This window comes from Azohydromonas sediminis, assembly GCF_003574675.1.
Taxonomy (GTDB): domain Bacteria; phylum Pseudomonadota; class Gammaproteobacteria; order Burkholderiales; family Burkholderiaceae_C; genus Calidifontimicrobium; species Calidifontimicrobium sediminis.
Genome location: NZ_QOAZ01000002.1, coordinates 141784 through 159781, shown reverse-complemented (window position 1 = coordinate 159781; position 17998 = coordinate 141784). Strand labels below are relative to the sequence as shown.

At 72.2% G+C, this 17998-nt stretch carries 16 protein-coding genes; 7 read left to right on the top strand and 9 right to left on the bottom strand.

All coding sequences use genetic code 11. From position 1 onward, the window contains the following. Window positions 1–4 precede the first annotated feature (4 nt). The 5 genes from map (at window position 5) to DRV96_RS02255 (ending at window position 5620) form a co-directional block, all read left to right on the top strand. On the top strand, window positions 5–826 hold the full coding sequence (gene map / locus DRV96_RS02275) for a type I methionyl aminopeptidase (RefSeq protein WP_119287237.1): 822 nt from the start codon (window positions 5–7) through the stop codon (window positions 824–826). Between the two features lie 5 nt (window positions 827–831). Further along, entirely contained in the window at window positions 832–3453 is a 2622-nt protein-coding gene (locus DRV96_RS02270; protein ID WP_119287464.1) for a [protein-PII] uridylyltransferase, read from the top strand. Window positions 3454–3460: 7 nt separating this feature from the next. Then, a complete protein-coding gene (mnmH, locus tag DRV96_RS02265; RefSeq protein WP_119287234.1) occupies window positions 3461–4543 on the top strand; it encodes a tRNA 2-selenouridine(34) synthase MnmH in 1083 nt (360 codons plus the stop codon). A 66-nt stretch (window positions 4544–4609) separates the two neighbouring features. Next, entirely contained in the window at window positions 4610–5395 is a 786-nt protein-coding gene (locus DRV96_RS02260) for a DUF2189 domain-containing protein (protein ID WP_119287231.1), read from the top strand. 6 nt (window positions 5396–5401) lie between these two features. Beyond that, complete coding sequence (locus DRV96_RS02255; protein WP_119287229.1) at window positions 5402–5620, top strand: DUF2788 domain-containing protein; 219 nt, start codon at window positions 5402–5404, stop codon at window positions 5618–5620. 121 nt (window positions 5621–5741) lie between these two features. Here DRV96_RS02255 and phbB read toward each other — a convergent pair whose 3' ends face one another. The 3 genes from phbB to phaC form a co-directional block, all read right to left on the bottom strand. Beyond that, entirely contained in the window at window positions 5742–6479 is a 738-nt protein-coding gene (gene phbB / locus DRV96_RS02250) for an acetoacetyl-CoA reductase (protein WP_119287226.1), read from the bottom strand. Window positions 6480–6576: 97 nt separating this feature from the next. Beyond that, window positions 6577–7755, bottom strand: a complete 1179-nt coding sequence (locus tag DRV96_RS02245; protein ID WP_119287224.1) for an acetyl-CoA C-acetyltransferase — start codon at window positions 7753–7755, stop codon at window positions 6577–6579. Window positions 7756–7787: 32 nt separating this feature from the next. Then, on the bottom strand, window positions 7788–9419 hold the full coding sequence (phaC, locus tag DRV96_RS02240) for a class I poly(R)-hydroxyalkanoic acid synthase (RefSeq protein WP_235823250.1): 1632 nt from the start codon (window positions 9417–9419) through the stop codon (window positions 7788–7790). Window positions 9420–9641: 222 nt separating this feature from the next. On the opposite strand from phaC, the gene DRV96_RS02235 reads away from it, so the two are divergent. Further along, complete coding sequence (locus DRV96_RS02235; protein WP_119287220.1) at window positions 9642–9911, top strand: hypothetical protein; 270 nt, start codon at window positions 9642–9644, stop codon at window positions 9909–9911. On the opposite strand, the gene pgeF is transcribed toward DRV96_RS02235, so the two are convergent. The 3 genes from pgeF to DRV96_RS02220 all read right to left on the bottom strand — a co-directional run bounded on the left by pgeF (window position 9837) and on the right by DRV96_RS02220 (window position 12150). After that, window positions 9837–10562 (bottom strand): peptidoglycan editing factor PgeF, encoded by a 726-nt coding sequence (pgeF, locus tag DRV96_RS02230; protein WP_119287462.1) that lies wholly within the window; start codon window positions 10560–10562, stop codon window positions 9837–9839. The two genes, DRV96_RS02235 and pgeF, sit on opposite strands and share 75 nt — an antisense overlap. Window positions 10563–10783: 221 nt before the next feature. Further along, window positions 10784–11422, bottom strand: a complete 639-nt coding sequence (gene maiA / locus DRV96_RS02225; RefSeq protein WP_119287460.1) for a maleylacetoacetate isomerase — start codon at window positions 11420–11422, stop codon at window positions 10784–10786. Window positions 11423–11445: 23 nt separating this feature from the next. Continuing rightward, window positions 11446–12150, bottom strand: coding sequence for a fumarylacetoacetate hydrolase family protein (locus DRV96_RS02220; protein ID WP_119287217.1), 705 nt, complete (start codon window positions 12148–12150; stop codon window positions 11446–11448). A 97-nt stretch (window positions 12151–12247) separates the two neighbouring features. On the opposite strand from DRV96_RS02220, the gene DRV96_RS02215 reads away from it, so the two are divergent. Beyond that, complete coding sequence (locus tag DRV96_RS02215) at window positions 12248–12805, top strand: NUDIX hydrolase (protein ID WP_119287215.1); 558 nt, start codon at window positions 12248–12250, stop codon at window positions 12803–12805. On the opposite strand, the gene DRV96_RS02210 is transcribed toward DRV96_RS02215, so the two are convergent. The 3 genes from DRV96_RS02210 to lpdA all read right to left on the bottom strand — a co-directional run bounded on the left by DRV96_RS02210 (window position 12802) and on the right by lpdA (window position 17993). Then, a complete protein-coding gene (locus DRV96_RS02210) occupies window positions 12802–14754 on the bottom strand; it encodes a bifunctional diguanylate cyclase/phosphodiesterase (RefSeq protein WP_119287213.1) in 1953 nt (650 codons plus the stop codon). The two genes, DRV96_RS02215 and DRV96_RS02210, sit on opposite strands and share 4 nt — an antisense overlap. A 170-nt stretch (window positions 14755–14924) precedes the next feature. Beyond that, window positions 14925–16166 carry a lytic murein transglycosylase gene (locus DRV96_RS02205; protein WP_119287211.1) on the bottom strand — a complete coding sequence of 414 codons (1242 nt, stop codon included), beginning with the start codon at window positions 16164–16166 and terminating at the stop codon, window positions 14925–14927. A gap of 24 nt (window positions 16167–16190) precedes the next feature. After that, window positions 16191–17993 (bottom strand): dihydrolipoyl dehydrogenase, encoded by a 1803-nt coding sequence (gene lpdA, locus DRV96_RS02200; protein ID WP_119287208.1) that lies wholly within the window; start codon window positions 17991–17993, stop codon window positions 16191–16193. Window positions 17994–17998 lie beyond the last annotated feature (5 nt).

Sequence of the window (17998 nt, the reverse complement as noted above, 5' to 3'; positions counted from 1 at the left end):
GCCCATGACGATTCCGATCAAGAGCGGCGCCGAAATCGACGCGATGCGCACCGCGTGCCGCCTCGCGTCCGAGGTACTGGACCTGCTGACGCCGCACGTCAAGCCCGGCGTCACGACGCTCGAACTCGACCGCATCGCGCACGACCATATCGTGCACGTGCAAGGCGGCATCCCCGCGACGCTGGGCTACCAGCCGCCGGGCTACCCGCCCTACCCGGCGTCGCTGTGCACGTCGGTCAACCACCAGGTCTGCCACGGCATCCCGAACGACCGGCCGCTGAAGAACGGCGACATCGTCAACATCGACGTCACCGTCATCAAAGACGGCTGGCACGGCGACAACAGCCGCATGTACATCGTCGGCGAGGGCTCGATCGCCGCGAAGCGGCTGTGCCAGATCACCTACGAGGCGATGTGGAAGGGCATCGTCAAGGTGCGCCCGGGCGCGCGGCTCGGCGACATCGGCCACGCGATCCAGACCTACGCTGAGGCAGCCGGCTACTCGGTGGTGCGCGAGTTCTGCGGCCACGGCGTCGGGCGCAAGTTCCACGAGGAGCCGCAGGTGCTGCACTACGGCCGGCCCGGCACGCTCGAGGAGCTCAAGCCGGGCATGATCTTCACGATCGAGCCGATGATCAATGCCGGCCGGCGCGAGATCCGCGAGCTCGGCGATGGCTGGACGATCGTCACGAAGGACCGCTCGCTGTCGGCGCAGTGGGAGCACACCGTGCTCGTCACCGAGACCGGCTACGAGGTGCTGACGGTATCGGCCGGCAGCCCGCCGCCGCCCGAGTTCGCGCGCGCGTCGCTGCCGGCGGCGGCGTGAGCGCGATGCCCGCCGCGCCGCTCGGCGCCGCCGCCAGCCTGGGCGACCTGCGCCAGCGCTTCCGCGACGGCAAGGCTGCGCTGCTCGAGCAGTTCCGCGCCGCACGCCCGACGGCGCCCGCCGCCACGCGGCTGCTGCGTGCGCTGGCACGCCACGTCGACGCGACGCTGGCGACGCTGTGGCAGCGCGCCGGTATGCCGACGGGCGCGGCGCTGGTCGCGGTGGGGGGCTACGGGCGCGGCGAGCTGTATCCCTACTCCGACGTCGACGTGCTCGTGCTGCTGCCCGACGCCGACGCGCAGCTGCGCCACGGCGAGGCGATCGAGGGCTTCATCACCGCGTGCTGGGACATCGGCCTCGAGATCGGCTCGTCGGTGCGCACGCTCGAGCAGTGCCTCGCCGAGAGCGAGCGCGACGTGACGGTGCGCACCGCACTGCTCGAGTCGCGCTACCTGTGTGGCGCGCGCCGCGCCTTCGACGCGTTCTGCCGCGCGCACGACGCGAGCATCGACGCGCGTGCGTTCCTGCGCGCGAAGACGCTCGAGATGCAGCAGCGCCACGTCAAGTACGAGGACACGCCGTACGCGCTCGAGCCCAACTGCAAGGAAAGCCCCGGCGGGCTGCGCGACCTGCAGGTCGTCGTGTGGGTCGCGCGCGCCGCGGGCCTCGGGCGTAACTGGAGCGAGCTCGCCGCCAACGGGCTCGTGACACCGTTCGAGGTCAAGCAGCTGCAACGCAACGAGGGGCTGCTCAAGCTGATCCGTGCGCGGCTGCACCTGGTGGCCGGGCGACGCGAGGACCGCCTCGTGTTCGACCTGCAGACCGCGGTGGCGGCAAGCTTCGGCTTCGCGTCGACGCCGTCGCAGCGCGCCTCCGAGGTGCTGATGCGCCGCTACTACTGGGCCGCCAAGGCGGTGGCGCAGCTCAACCAGATCCTGATGCTCAACATTGAGGAGCGCATCAGCGGCAGCGAAGGCGCGCCGATGCGCCCGCTCGACGACGCGCGCTTCCTCGACCGCGGCGGCATGCTCGAAGTCGCCAGCGACGACCTGTACCGCCGCGACCCGCACGCGATCCTGCAGACCTTCCACGTGTTCCAGCGCACGCCGGGCATCAAGGGGCTGTCGGCGCGCACGCTGCGTGCGCTGTACAACGCGCGCGAGCAGATGGGCGCGTCGTTCCGCCGCGACCCCGTCAACCGCCGCACCTTCATGCAGATCCTGCAGCACTCGGAGGGCGGGCAGACGCACGCACTGCGGCTGATGAACCAGACCTCGGTGCTCGGCCGCTACCTGTGGGTGTTCCGCCGCATCGTCGGCCAGATGCAGCACGACCTGTTCCACGTCTACACGGTGGACCAGCACATCCTGATGGTGCTGCGCAACGTGCGCCGCTTCTTCATCCCCGAGCACGCGCACGAGTACCCGTTCTGCTCGCAGCTCGCGCTGCAGTGGGACAAGCCGTGGCTGCTGTACATCGCGGCGCTGTTCCACGACGTCGCCAAGGGGCGCGGCGGCGACCACTCCGACCTCGGCGCGATGGAGGTGCGGCGCTTCTGCCGCCAGCACGGCGTCGGCGGCGACGATGCGAAGCTCGTCGAGTTCCTCGTGCAGCACCACCTGAGCATGTCGCGCATCGCGCAGAAGGAGGACCTGTCGGATCCCGAGGTCATCGCCGCGTTCGCAAGGCTCGTCGGCGACCCGCGGCGGCTCAACGCGCTGTACCTGCTGACGGTGGCCGACATCCGCGGCACGAGCCCGAAGGTGTGGAACGCGTGGAAGGGCAAGCTGCTCGAGGACCTGTACCGCCAGACGCTGCGTGCGCTCGGCGGCGCGAAGCCCAACATGGACGCCGAGATCGAAGCGCGCAAGGCCGAGGCACGCTCGATGCTCGCGCTCGCGTCGATGCTGCCCGACACCGAGCAGCCGCTGTGGCGCACGCTCGAGGTCAGCTACTTCGCGCGCCACGACGCGAGCGACATCGCGTGGCACGCGCGCGTGCTGTGGCGCCACGTGAACACGGCCGAGCCGGTCGTGCGCGCACGGCCGTGGGCGCTCGGCGAGGGGCTGCAGGTGCTGGTCTACGCGCCCGACCGGCCCGACCTGTTCGCGCGCATCTGCGGCTACTTCGACGGCGCCGGCTTCAACATCCAGGACGCCAAAATCCACACGACGCGCGCCGGCTACGCGCTCGACACGTTCCAGGTGATCCACCCGCAGATGGAGCCGCCGAACACGCCGAACTACCGCGACCTGACCGCGCTCGTCGAGACCGACCTCAAACGCGCGCTGCTCAGCGACGCGCCGTTGCCTGAGCCAAGCCGCGGACGCCTGTCGCGTCGCGTGCGTTCGTTCCCGGTGACGCCGCGCGTGTCGCTGCGCCCCGACGAGCGCGCGCAGCGCTGGCTGCTGTCGATCAGCACGAGCGACCGCTCGGGGCTGCTGTACAGCATCGCGCGCGTGCTGGCGCGCCACCGCGTGAACCTGCAGCTGGCCAAGATCACGACGCTGGGTGAGCGCGTCGAGGACACGTTCCTCGTCGACGGCCCCGAGCTGCAGCAGGCCAAGGCGCAGCTGCAGATCGAGAGCGAGCTGCTCGACGCCGTCGCGCCGCAGCCCGCGGGCTGATCGACGCATGGCGATCGCACTCGTCGAAGCGCGCGCCGTCGCCGATGGCACGGCCGGCGTCGATACCGTGATCGACGCGCGCTCGCCGGCCGAGTTCGCCGAGGACCACCTGCCGGGCGCGGTCAACTGGCCGGTGCTCGACGACCGCGAGCGCCGCGTCGTCGGCACGCTGTACAAGCAGGTCTCGCCGCACGAGGCGCGCAAGGTCGGCGCGGCGATGGTCGCACGCCGCATCGCCGACCACCTCGAGCGCTGGGTGGCCGGGTGGCCGCGCGAGTGGCGACCGCTCGTGTACTGCTGGCGCGGCGGTCAGCGCTCGGGCTCGCTGGCGTGGTTCCTCGACCAGATCGGTTTTCGCACACAGCAGCTCAGGGGCGGCTACAAGGCGTTTCGCGGCGTCGTGCGCGCCGACCTCGACCGGCTGCCCGCAGCGCTCTCGCTGCACGTGCTGACGGGACGCACCGGCAGCGGCAAGACACGGCTGCTGCACGCGCTGCGCGCGGCCGGCGCGCAGGTGCTCGACCTCGAGGCACTGGCGTGTCACCGCGGCTCGGTGCTCGGCGCCGTGCCCGGCACGCCGCAGCCGAGCCAGAAGGACTTCGAGACGCGTCTGTGGCAGGCACTGCGCGGCCTCGACCCGGCGCGGCCGGTGTTCGTCGAAAGCGAGAGCCGCAAGATCGGCGCGCTGCACCTGCCCGACGCGCTGATCGCGCGCATGCGCGAGCACGGCCGCTGCATCGAGGTCGAGCTGGCGCTCGATGGCCGCATCGCGCTGCTGCTCGAGGAGTACGCCTTCTTCACGCGCGACCCCGAGCAGTTCTGCCGGCGCCTGGCGGCGCTGGTGCCGCTCGCGGGCCACGCGACGGTGCAACGCTGGCAGGCGCTGGCACGTGCGGGGCGCTGGGCCGAGGCCTTCGCCGACCTGATGGAGCACCACTACGACCCGCTGTACGAGCGCTCGATGGCCCGCCACTTCGCAGGCCGTGCGGCCGCGCCGCGGCTCACGCTGCGCGGGCACGACGCGCCGGCGCTGGCCGCGGCGGCGCGCGACGTGCTCGACCTCGTGGCGCGCGGCGACCGAAGCCGCTGAGCACGCCGTGGCGCTTGACATCGCTCAATCGCCGCGACGCGACGTCGTGGCAGCATCGCGGCCACGATGACGCGCGACGCCGCCCCCTCCACGCAGCCGCTGCCGATCCGCCCGATCACGTTGTCGTCGCCGTGGCGCTGGCTGTCGCGCGGGTGGGACGACTTCGCGCGCTGTCCCGGCCCCGGCCTGATCCACGGCGCGGCGCTGGCCGTGTTCGGTGCCGTGCTGTTCGTGCTCGCATACGACCGCTTCTGGCTGCTCGCCGGCGCCTTCAGCGGGTTCCTGCTGCTGGCACCGGTGCTCGCGACGGGCCTGTATGCGATCAGCCGCGGCCTCGAGCGGGGCGAGCGTGTCGACATGCGCATCGCGCTGCGCACGTGGCGGCCGCGCGACCGGCGCCTCGTCGTGTTCGGCGTGCTGCTGGCGGCGGCCGGCACCGGCTGGGTGCTGACGTCGGCCGCGCTGATCACCGTCTTCGCCGACGCGCCGGTGCGCAACCCGCGCGACTTCCTGCACGTCGTCGTGCTGGCGCCGAAGTCGCTGCTGTTCGAGGCGTGGCTCGTGCTCGGCGGTGCGCTCGCGGCGCCGGTGTTCGCATCGAGCGTCGTCGCCATTCCGCTGCTGCTCGACCGGCCGGTAGGCATCTGGCGCGCGGTGCTGACGAGCTGGCGCGCCGTCGTCGAGCACCCGCTGCCGCTGGCGCTGTGGGCGGCGATCCTGATGACGATGACGGCGGTGGCGATCGCCGCCGGGATGGTCGGACTGCTGGTTGCGGTGCCGTGGCTCGCGCACGCGAGCTGGCACGCCTACCGCGACCTCGTCGACACGACGTCGCTGCCCGAGTCGGCCTGAGGCGCCATGTTCGGATTCGACGAGGAGCAGATCGCCTGGTTCGGCCTGACGTTCGGCGTCACGGCCTTCATGCTGTACATGATCTTCATCGTGCTGCAGCTCGCGCGCGAGTCGAAAGCCGGCAAATTCGGCACCTTCGTGCTGCTGCTCGTGCTCGGTTTCGGCCTGCTCGGCTTCGCCGCGAAGGGCCTGATCAAATACTTCCTCGCCGGCATCGGCGAGTGAGCCGCGCAAATGCGAAACGCCGGCGCAGGCCGGCGTTTTCGCTTGTCTGGCGGGCGCCCCTCGCGGCGGGTCGGGCAATACGTGGGGACACCCGTGACACGACCGCAGGCTGCGCCTGCGGTCAGCCCATGTGCAGGCCGCCGTTGCAGCTGAAGTCGGCGCCCGTCGTGAAGCCCGAGTCGGGGCCGGCGAGCCAGGCGACGATCGAGCCGATCTCCTCGGGCGTGCCCAGCCGCTTGACCGGGATCTGCGCGATGATCTTCTCGAGGATCTCGGGCTTGATCGCGCGGACCATGTCGGTGCCGATGTAGCCGGGGCTCACGGTGTTGACCGTCACGCCCTTGGCCGCCACTTCCTGCGCCAGCGCCATCGTGAAGCCGTGCATCCCGGCCTTGGCGGCCGAGTAGTTGGTCTGGCCGGCCTGGCCCTTCTCGCCGTTGACCGAGCTGATCTGGATGATCCGGCCCCAGCCCTTCTCGATCATGTCGGGCAGCACCTGCTTGGTCACGTTGAACATGCTGTTCAGATTGGTGTCGATGACGGCCTTCCAGTCCTCGGGCGTCATCTTCAGGAACATGCGGTCGCGCGTGATGCCGGCGTTGTTGACCAGCACGTCGATCGGGCCATGCTCGGCTTTGGCCTTCGCGAACGCGGCCACCGTCGAGTCCCAGTCGGCGACGTTGCCGACCGACGCGTAGAACGTGTAGCCGAGCGCCTTCTGCTCGTCGAGCCACTTCTGGTAGTCGCGGCTCGGCCCGCAGCCGGCGATCACCTTGAAGCCGTCGCGGGCCAGCCGCTGGCAGATCGCCGTGCCGATGCCGCCCATGCCGCCGGTCACGTAAGCCACTTTCTGTGTCATTGCTCGCTCCTTCGTCGTCGTTCGAACCGATGCCTCGAGGGTCCCGCTGGCCGCGAGCGCGGTCAAGCGGGTTGCCCCGCAGTGTGGCGGCTGCCCGTCAGCGCTCGACGGTCAGCGCCACGCCCATGCCGCCGCCGATGCACAGCGCGGCCAGCCCCCGCTTCGCGTCGCGGCGCTGCATCTCGTGCAGCAGCGTCACGAGGATGCGGCAGCCGCTCGCGCCGATCGGGTGGCCGATCGCGATCGCGCCGCCGTTGACGTTGACCTTCGCCGGATCGACCTCGAGCACCTTGTTGACCGCGCAGGCCTGCGCGGCGAACGCCTCGTTGAGCTCGAACAGGTCGACGTCGCCGACGCTCCAGCCTGCGCGCGCGAGCGCCTTCTTCGACGCCGGCACCGGGCCCATGCCCATCGTGGCCGGGTCCAGCCCGCTGGTGGCGTAGCTGGCGATGCGCGCCAGCGGCTTCAGGCCGAGTGCCGCGGCCTTGGCCGCGCTCATCACGACGACCGCCGCGGCCCCGTCGTTGATCCCCGACGCGTTGCCCGCCGTCACGCTGCCGGCCTTGTCGAAGGCCGGACGCAGCCCGGCGAGCGCCTCGGCGCTGGTCTTCGTGTTGATGTACTCGTCGCTCGCGAAGACGATGGGCTCGCCCTTCTTCTGCGGGATCGTGACGCCGACGATCTCGTCGCGGAACTTGCCCGCCGCCTGCGCGGCGGCCGCCTTCTGCTGGCTGGCCAGTGCGAGCGCGTCCTGCATCTCGCGCGTGATGCCGTGCGCCTTGGCGACGTTCTCGGCCGTGATGCCCATGTGGTATTGGTTGTAGACGTCCCACAGGCCGTCGACGATCATCGAGTCGATCATCTTCCAGTCGCCCATGCGCTGGCCGTCGCGGCTGCCGAGCAGCACGTGCGGGCTCGCGGACATGTTCTCCTGGCCGCCGGCGACGACGATCGCGCTGTCGCCGGTGGCCACCGCCTGCGCGGCGAGCATCACGGCCTTCAGCCCCGAGCCGCAGACGGCGTTGATCGTCAGCGCCGGCGTTTCCTTCGGAACGCCGGCCTTCATCATCGCCTGGCGCGCCGGGTTCTGGCCGGCGCCGGCGGCGAGCACCTGGCCCATGATCACTTCGCCGACCTGCGCCGGGTCGAGCTTCGCGCGCGCGATCGCCTCGCGCACGACGACCGCGCCGAGTTCGGTGGCCGGGGTCTTGGCGAGCGTGCCGCCGAACTTGCCGACCGCGGTGCGCGCGGCCGAGACGATGACGATGTCGGTCATGGTGAGTCTCCGGTGATGGTGGGAACGGTGATTCAGGCCTTCTGCTTCACGTAGCGGCCGGGGGCGGGCTCGATGGCCTTGTAGCCGTGTCCGCCGTAGGTCTTCGGCGCCGGCACCAGCTTGCCGGCGTGCGGCCTGACCCACGCGGCCCAGTCAGGCCACCAGCTGCCGGGCACCTCCTTCGCGCCGGCGAGCCACTCGTGCGCCGACGCCGGCAGCGCGTCGTTGACCCAGTGGCTGCGCTTGCCCTTGGCCGGCGGGTTGATGACGCCGGCGATGTGGCCGCTGGCGCCAAGCACGAAGCGCTTCTTGCCCTTGAGCAGCGCGGTGCTCTTGTAGGCCGACTCCCAAGGCACGATGTGGTCCTCGCGCGACGCGTAGATGAACACCGGCGCCTTGATCTTGCCGAGGTCGACCTTCTCGCCGCAGGTGGTCAGCCGCCCGGGGATCTTCAGCTCGTCTTGCAGGTAGGTGTGACGCAGGTACCAGCAGTACATCGGGCCGGGCAGGTTGGTGCTGTCGCCGTTCCAGTACAGCAGGTCGAACGGCGGCGGTGACTCCCCCTTGAGGTAGTTGCCCACGACATAGTTCCACACCAGGTCGTTCGGGCGCAGGAAGCTGAACGTCGTGGCCAGCTCGCGCCCCTTGAGCAGCTTGGGCCCGCCCGGTGCGTCGGGGCCGATCGTCATCTCGCGCAACTGCACCGACGCCTCGTCGACGAACACGTCGAGGATGCCGGTGTGGCTGAAGTCGAGCAGCGTCGTCAGCAGCGTCAGGCTCGACGCCGGCTGCTCGCCGCGCGCGGCGAGCACCGCCAGCGCCGTCGCGAGGATCGTGCCGCCGACGCAGAAGCCCAGCATGTCGAAGGACTGCTGCCCGGTGATCGCCTGCACCGCACGGATCGCCGCGATCGGGCCCTCCTCGATGTAGTCGTCCCAGGTCTTGTGCGCGAGCGACTCGTCGGGGTTGCGCCAGCTGATCACGAAGGTGCGGTGGCCCTGCTCGACGGTGTAGCGGATGAACGAGTTGTCCGGCTGCAGGTCGAGGATGTAGTACTTGTTGATGCAAGGCGGCACGAACAGGAACGGCTTCTCGTGCACCTTGGCCGTCAGCGGCTTGTACTCGATGAGCTGGATCAGGTCGTTCTCGAACACGACCGCGCCCTCGGTCGTGGCCACATTGCGCCCGACCTCGAACACGCTGGTGTCGGTCTGCGACACGTGACCCTGCTGCAGGTCCTTCAGCAGCATCTGCATGCCCTGCGCGATGCTCTGGCCCTGCGTCTCGAGCGCCTTGCGCAGCGCCTCGGGGTTGAGCGCGAGGAAGTTGCTCGGGCTCGCGGCGTCGATCCACTGCTGCACCGCGAAGCGCACGCGCTGGCGCGTCTTCTCGTCGCCTTCGAGCGACTCGGCCAGCTGCATCATCGTGCGCGCGTTGAGCAGGTACAGCTGCGCGAGGTAAGCCGCGGCCGGGTTGGCGGCCCAGTCCTCGCCGGCGAAGCGGCGGTCGGGCAGGGGCTGGCTCTTGTCGCCCGGTGCGGCCTGCAGCCGCTCGAGCGCCGAGTTCCAAAGGGTGGTAGCCTCTTTCAGGTAGTCGCCCTGCAGCTGCGCCAGGGCCTTGGGCGGCAGGCTCAGGCCCGAGAACGACTTCCAGATCTCGGCCACGGCGGAGCCGAAGGCCTGCGCGGCGTCGCCGTGCGGCGTCGGGGTCGAAGGGGGGCGGGTCGGCACGGGGTCTCCTCGTTCGTCGGCGCCTGGCCACCGTCGGATGGCGCGGCGCACTCGCTCTGTCGCCACTTTGTACCCGCAGATGCTTACCGAAGCATGACCCGGGAAATCCCGAAGGGACACGCGCGCCGCCTGGCGCACGACGCGTGAAGGAGCGTGATGTACCTGGTGCCGATCGCCTGGATGTACGTGGTGGGGATGGTGGCGCTGGCCGAAGCCCTGTCGGTCAACGGCACCGTGCTCGGCGCGCTGTTCACGCTCGTGTTCTGGGGCCTGCTGCCGCTGGCCGTCGTGATGTACGTGCTCGGCACCCCGGCGCGGCGCCGTGCTCGGCGGGAGGCGGCTGCCTCGCCGTCAGCCGCTGCGTCGCCAGACGGCGGCGGCATGGCGGCCGGTGACGCCGTCGCGGCGGAACGAAAAGAACCTTGAAGGCTCCTCGACGGTGCACGCGCCGGCGCCGTCGATCGACGTGACGCCGGCGGCCGTGAGCCGGTCGCGCGCCAGTGCGGCGAGGTCGGCCAGCCAGCGCGGGCTGCCGTCTGCCGGGCGGACGCCGGGCCGCGGCACGAAGCGCGGATGCGCCTGCGGCGCCAGCGGGTCGGCGCCGAAGGCCTGCAGCACGTCGGCGCCGACCTCGAACTGCCGCGGGCCGATGCACGGTCCGAGCCACGCGCACACGTCGCGCGGCGCGCAGCCGGCCAGCGCGCAGACGCGCTCGAGCGTGCGCTCGACGACACCGGCGGCGAGCCCGCGCCAGCCGGCGTGCGCCGCGCCGACCGCGCGGCCGTGCGGCGCCGCGAACAGCACTGGCAGACAGTCGGCCACCTGCACGACGCAGGCGACGCCGAAGCGGTCGGTCACGGCGCCGTCGGCCTCGGGCGGGTCGCCGACGGCGTCGTCGGCGGTCACGGTGACGACGCCGGCACCGTGGACCTGGCGCAGGTAGACGGGCCGCACGCCGAGCGCGCGCTCGAAGCGCCGCCGGTTCTCGGCGACGGCAGCCGGATCGTCGCCGACCGCGGTGCCGAGGTTGAGCGTGTCCCACGGCGCGCGGCTGACGCCGCCGGCGCGCGTCGTCATCAGCGCGCCGACGCCGTCGACGTCCCAGGCGGGCACGAGCACGTCACCCAGCACAGGGTCGATGTGAAAGGTCGCCACCTCAGGCGTGCGCACCGCCAAGGCGGCCCCGACGGCCGGTGCTGCACGACGCCGCCAGCGGCGGCCGCGGATGGGCTTGCCCCGCTGCGCGGACGCCGTGCCCTCGCGACGGCGCGCCGCGGGCGCTGCCGTGCTCGGGCGCGTCAGCGCGCATCCGGGCACGCCGACGGCTGCGTCTTCGCGAACGCGTCGAGCGTCATGCAGTGCTCGAAGATGCGCATCACGGTCGGCACGTGGTCGAGCCGGCACTCGAAGCGCAGCGCGTTGTGGATCTGCGGCACCAGCGTGATGTCGGCCAGCGTCGGCGTGTCGCCGTGGCAGAAGCGTCCGGTGGCCGGACGGTCGGCGAGTTGCCGCTCGATCGCGGCCAGCCCGGTCTCGACCCAGTGGCGGTACCAGCGGTTCTTGTCGTCCTCGCTGACCTTCAGGTCGTGGACGAGGTAGCGCAGCACGCGCAGGTTGTTCAGCGGGTGGATCTCGCACGCGACGTCGAGCGCGAGCGCGCGCACGCGCGCGCGACCCAGCGGGTCCTGGGGCAGGAGCGGCGGCTCGGGGTGCGTCTCGTCGAGGTATTCGATGATCGCCAGCGACTGCGTCAGCAGTCGGTCGCCGTCTTTGAGCAGCGGCACCAGCCGCGACGCCGACACCGCGGCGTACGACTCGGCCATCTGCTCGTTGGCCGGCAGGTTGACGGCGACGTAGTCGTACTCCAGGCCCTTGAGCGCGAGCGCGATGCGCACGCGGTACGACGCCGACGAACGGAAGTAGTTGTAAAGCTGCATCGACATGCCCTGCCCTCCCCGCCTCAGCGCACCGCCACGCGCAGCGTGCCGAGGCCCTCGATCGCCGCTTCCATCACGTCGCCGCGCACGACGGCGCCGACGCCCGCCGGCGTGCCGGTGTAGATCAGGTCGCCGGGTGCCAGCATCCACGCGCGGCTGATCGCGGCGATCGTCTCGTCGACGTTCCAGATCAGGTCGCCGAGGTCGCCGCGCTGGCGCGGCTGGCCATTGACCGACAGCGTGATCGCACCTTGCGTCAGCGTGCCGGTGACCGCCTTCGGGTGGATCGGCCCGATCGGCGCCGACTGCTCGAACGCCTTGCCGATTTCCCACGGCCGGCCCTGCTTCTTCATGTCGGCCTGCAGGTCGCGCCGCGTCATGTCCAGGCCGATCGCGTAGCCGTAGACGTGCTCGCCGGCCCGCTCGGGCGCGATATCGCGGCCGCCGCGGCCGATCGCGACGACGAGCTCGACCTCGTGGTGCAGATCCGCCGTCAGCCCGGGGTAGTCGATTGCGCCGGTCTCGCCGGCGGGGACGACGACGATCGCATCGGCCGGCTTCATGAAGAAGAACGGCGGCTCGCGCCCGCTGTGCCCCATCTCCTTCGCGTGCTCGGCGTAGTTGCGGCCGACGCAGTAGATGCGGTGCACGGGAAACGCGCCGCCGCCGGCCACCGGCACGAGCACGGGTGGCGCGGCGGGCACGACGAGAGGCGCAGTGGCGGACATCGCGGGCTCCTAGAACAGGCGCCGGATGATGCCATGCAGCGGCTCGTCCGCCGTCCCAGAGGGCCGCTGGGCGCGGGGGGCACGTTACACTGGTGCGATGCTGCACCGCAGCCAGATCAAGCACTGTCGCGCCTGCGGCACCGCGGTCGAGCACGTTGTGCCGGCCGACGACAACCGACCGCGCGCGGTGTGCCCGGCGTGCGGCACGGTCCACTACGAGAACCCGCTGAACGTCGTCGGCACGGTGCCGGTGTGGGGCGGCGACCAGGTGCTGCTGTGCCGGCGCAACATCGAGCCGCGCAAGGGACTGTGGACGCTGCCGGCGGGCTTCCTCGAGCTCGGCGAGACGACGGCCGAAGGCGCGCTGCGCGAGACGGTCGAGGAAGCCGGCGCCGAGATCGACCTCGGTCCGCTGTTCACGGTGCTCAACGTGACCCGCGCGGGGCAGGTGCACTTCTTCTACCTGGCGACGCTGCGCCACACGCGCTTCGCGCCCGGCCCCGAGACGATCGAGGCGCAGCTGTTCCGCGAGCACGAGGTGCCGTGGGACGAGATCGCGTTCCGCACCGTGCGCGCGACGCTGCAGCGCTTCTTCGCCGACCGCCGCCGCGGGCGCTTCGGCGAGCACGGCGTGCACTGCGAGGACATCGCTTAGCCGGCCGAAGGCGCCGCGACGGCGGCCGCCGCCGGTGCGGCGGGTGCGTGCGCCCACGCGCCGCCGACACCGTCGAGCCCGAGGTCGAACAGCACGGCGGCGTCGCGTGCGTCGGCCACGCCCTCGGCGAAGACGCGCAGCGACAGCGGACGCAGCAGCGCCACCGTCGCCCGCACGACGTGGCGCGCGACCTCGCTCGAGGCCACGCCCGCGCACAGCGACGCGTCGAGCTTCACGTGGTCGACGCCCAGCTCGTACAGCCGCTCGATGCGCGTGAGCCGCAGGCCCGCGTGCGAGAGGCCGACGCGAACGCCCAGCGGCCGCACCAGCTGTGCGAATCGCTGGAGCAGCTCGAACTGCTCGACCGCCATGCGCTCGGGCACGTCGAGCCACAGACGGCCCGCCGGGGGCGGCCGCTCGCGCAGACGGTGCTGCACGCGCATCGCGAACCCGCCGTCGGCGACAGACGCGGCGCCGACGTGCACCGCGCGCGGCCGTGCGTCGCCGGCGATGGCCTCGAGCGCGAGCGTGATCGCACACAGGTCGGCCTCGGGCACGCGCTCGCTGCGCTGCGCCAGCGGCAGCCAGTGGGATGCGGGCTCGAAGGGTCCGCCGGCGCGCAGCTGCAGCCGCAACGGGCACTCGACGTGGACGACGCGACGCTGCGCGTCGAGCACCGGCTGCGCGCCCAGCTGCACGCGGCGCTGCGCGAGCGCGTCGGAAATCGCCTCGAACCAGCGGTGTTCGCCGCCATGCCGCGCGGAGTCGGCGGCGACGACGTGGATGCCGAATGGGCCGTCGGCCTCGGCGCGTGCCAGCGCCAGGTCGGCGGCGGCGAGCAGGTCGCCCAGCGCGCGCGTGTGCGCGAACTCGACTGCGCCGACGTGCACGTGCACGTTCCGGCCGATGCCGGCCAGCGCCGACGCGAGCGCGCCGGCGATCGACTCGGCGGTCTCGGCGGCCATCCCCGGCGCCGGCAGCAGCAGCGCGAAGTCGGCGCCGTTGAGCCGCGCCGCGAGGCAGTCGCCGACGCGCGCCGGGTAGGCCTGCACCAGTTCGGCGACGACGCGCACCGCGCGGTCGGCGCTCTCGCGGCCGAGCGTGCGGTTCAGGCCGGCCAGGTCGGCAAGCCGCACGATCACGAGGCTGCCGCTCGCGGGGCCGTCTTCGCGCCCGAGCAGCGCGTGGACCTGCTCGACGAAGGCCGCACGGTGCAGCAGCCCGGTGTCGGCATCGCACGTGGCCTGACGCCGCAGCGCTTCGATCTGCGCCGCCTGCGCCTCGAACAGCGCGCGCGTGCGTCGCGCGGCCGCGTTGAGCGACTCGGCAACGGCGCGCAGCTGCGGATGCGCCGGCACGTCGACCTGCGCGCGCCGGCCGAGCGCGAGCTGGGTCGCCTGCTCATGCAGCTGCTGCCAGGGTCTGCCGAGCCGGCATACGACGACGCCGGCCAGCGCCATCGCCGTCCACGCGAGCGCGACCGAGGCCCCCAGCATCGCGCGCGCCGTGTGCCACAGCGCGTCGTGCGCCGGCGCCGTCGCGGCAGTCACTTCGAGCGTGGCCACCGTCACGCCGTCGTGCCGCACCGTCGCGACGCCGGCCGCCGGCTCGATGTCCCAGATGCGCACCCACCAGGCGGGCGCCGACGATGGCCGGGCCGGCGTGTCGCGCTCGGCCGCCGGCGCGGTGTCCCCGCGCGTCAGGCGCACCCGCAGCGTGCCACTGTCGGAGGTGGCGGCCGCGAGCGCGGCATCGAGCCGGTGCGTGTCGCCGTCCAGACGTGACAACGCGGCCGCCAGCACCTGGGCAGCCGCGTGATTGGCCGCCTGCCAGTCGGCCTCGATGCGGTCGCGCACGGCCGCCACGTGCAGCACCCACCCGGCTGCGACCGCGAGCACGACGCCGGCGGCGCAGACGACGGCAAGGCGCTGCGTCAGCGAGAGGGCCATGGCGTCGACGCTGCATGCGCGCCGGCGCCGCGTGGGCGCACGCGGTCACAGGCGAACGGACGAAGCAAGCGGAAGGTGGCCACGGTGCGCGGAAGACGCACGCCAGAAGCGGCGCCGTCGCCACGGTCATCGGCCGCGGACGCGCCGACTTGAGGCGCCCGCCGACAAGTTCAAGGCCTGCGCAGCGCCTCGAGCAGCCGCTGCCCTGCGCGGCCGCTGACCTCGTGGCCGAGGCGCTGCTGCTCGGCGCGGATCGCGGCGCGGCTCTTGTCGCCGAGCATGCCGTCGATCGGGCCGATGTCGTGACCCCGCGCCGCGAGCAGCGCCTGCAGTTCGCGCCGTTCGGCGCGCGACAGACCGGGGTCGTCGGTCGGCCACCGCCGCACGAAGGGGCCGCCACCGCGCAGACGGTCCGCCAGGTGCGCGATCGCGAGCGCGTAGCTCTCGGCCGCGTTGTAGCCGAACAGCGCGTCGAAGTTGCGCAGCACGAGGAACGCCGGGCCGTCGGCGCCGGCCGGCGTCAGCAACCCGGCCGGCGTCGATGCCGGCATCCCGCCCGCGTCGAGCGCCATGCCGTCGGCGCGGCGCAGCCCCTGCGCGGCCCAATGCGCGAGCGGCCGCTTGACGCGGCGCCCCTCGCCGCGCAGGTCCAGGCCCGGCGGCAGTCGCACCTCGAAGCCCCACGGCTCGCCGCTGCGCCAGCCGGCGCGCTGCAGGAACTGCGCCGTTGATGCGAGTGCGTCGGGGATGCTCGCGACGAGGTCGCGTCGGCCGTCGCCGTCGAAGTCGACCGCCAGCCGCTCGTAGGTGCTGGGCATGAACTGCGTGTGGCCGAACGCGCCGGCCCACGAGCCGACGAGCTGCTCGGGCCGCAAGTCGCCGGCCTGCGCGATGCGCAGCGTCGCGAACAGCTCGCCGCGGAAGTAGCGCTGCCGTCGCCCCTCGCAGCTCAGCGTCGCCAGCGACTGCACCAGCGGGAAGCTGCCGAAGCTGCGTCCGTAATCGCTCTCGACGCCCCACACCGCGACGACGGTCTGCGCGTCGACGCCGAAGCGGCGCTCGACTGCGGCGAGCGTCTCGGCGTGCGCGGTGAGCGCAAGCCGCCCGTCGGCGATGCGCTCGTCGTCGACGAGCGCGGCGAGGTAGTCCCAGATCGGCAGGCGGAACTCGGGCTGGAAGTCCAGTCGCGCGAGCACGCTGCGGTCGGGCTGCAGGCCGGCGGTGTGCCGCTGCCACGTCTCGCGCTCGACGCCAGCGGCCTGCGCCTCGGGCTGCAGTGCGGCCAGGCAGCGTGCGAAGTCGGCGTCGGCGCGGGCCGACGCGGCGACGCCGGCCAGCGCCAGCCCGGCGCACCGCACCGCCAGCCACCGGCGGCGCCGGCGCGGCGCCGGCGGCGTCACGGGACGATCCATGCCGTGATCGTAGACGCCCGCCGCTCAGCGCCGCTGCGGCGGCAAGTCGGTGCACGAGCCGTGCGCCGCTTCGGCGGCCATGCCGATCGACTCGCCGAGCGTCGGGTGCGGGTGGATCGTCTTGCCGATGTCGATCTCGTCGGCGCCCATCTCGATCGCGAGCGCCACCTCACCGATCATGTCGCCCGCGTGGGTGCCGACGATGCCGCCACCGACGATGCGATGGCTTTCGGCGTCGAACAACAGCTTCGTGAAGCCCTCGTCGCGCCCGTTGGCGATCGCGCGGCCCGACGCGGTCCACGGGAACAGGCCCTTCTTGACCGCGATGCCCTTGGCCTTGGCCTCGTCCTCGGTCAGGCCCACCCACGCGACCTCGGGGTCGGTGTAGGCCACGCTCGGGATCACGCGCGCGTCGAAGCGTGCCTTCGCGAGCTTGTCGTCGCCGAGCTGCACGCCGGCGGCCACTTCGGCCGCGACGTGCCCTTCGTGCACCGCCTTGTGCGCGAGCATCGGCTGGCCGACGATGTCGCCGATCGCGAAGATGTGCGCAACGTTGGTGCGCATCTGCACGTCGACCGGGACGAAGCCGCGGTCGGTGACCGCGATGCCGGCCTTGTCGGCGCCGATCTTCTTGCCGTTCGGGCTGCGGCCCACGGCCTGCAGCACGAGGTCGTACAGCTGTGCTTCCTTCGGTGCGCCCTCGCCCTCGAACGTCACGCGGATGCCGTCGGCCGTTGCCTCGGCGCCGACCGTCTTCGTCTTCAGCATCACGTGGTCGAAGCGCCGCGCGTTCATCTTGTGCCACACCTTGACGAGGTCGCGGTCGGCGCCCTGCATCAGCCCGTCGAGCATCTCGACGACGTCCAGCCGCGCGCCGAGCGTCGAGTACACGGTGCCCATCTCGAGGCCGATGATGCCGCCGCCGACGATCAGCATGCGCTTCGGCATCTGGCGCAGCTGCAGCGCGCCGGTGGAGTCGACGATGCGCGGATCGTCGGGCAGGAACGGCAGCCGCACCGCCTGCGAGCCGGCGGCAACGATGCACTGCCGGAACTTCACCGTGCTCGTCTTGCCGGTCTTGTCCTGTCCGTCGCCCGTCGTCTCCTCGACGCGCACGTGGTGCGTGCCGACGAAGGCGCCGTAGCCGCGCACGATCGTCACCTTGCGCATTTTGGCCATCGCCGCCAGCCCGCCGGTGAGCTTGGCCACGACCTTGTTCTTGTGCGCGAGCAGCTTGGCGGCGTCGACGCTCGGCGCGCCGTACGAGACGCCGAGGTCGGCGAAGTGCGCGACCTCGTCCATCACCGCCGCGACGTGCAGCAGCGCCTTGCTCGGGATGCAGCCGACGTTCAGGCACACGCCACCGAGCGTCGGGTAGCGCTCGACGAGCACGACCTTGAGACCGAGGTCCACGGCGCGGAACGCCGCCGAATAGCCGCCGGGCCCGGCGCCGAGCACGAGCAGGTCGCACTCGAGGTCGGCACCGCCGGCGTAGCTGGCGGCCACCGGCGCCGGGGTCGGCGTCGCCGCGGGAGCTGGAGCTGGCGCCGGCGCAGCGGCTGCCGCTGGCGCAGCCTCGGCCGCGGCGCCGGCCGCGTCGAGCAGCAGGATCACCGAGCCTTCGCTGACCTTGTCGCCGAGCGTGACCTTCATCTCCTTGACGACGCCGGCCGCCGACGACGGGATCTCCATCGACGCCTTGTCGCTCTCGACCGTGATCAGGCTCTGCTCGGCCTTCACCGTGTCGCCGGGCTTGACGAGCACCTCGATCACCGCGACGTCCTTGAAGTCGCCGATGTCGGGCACCTTCACTTCGATCGTGGCCATCGTGC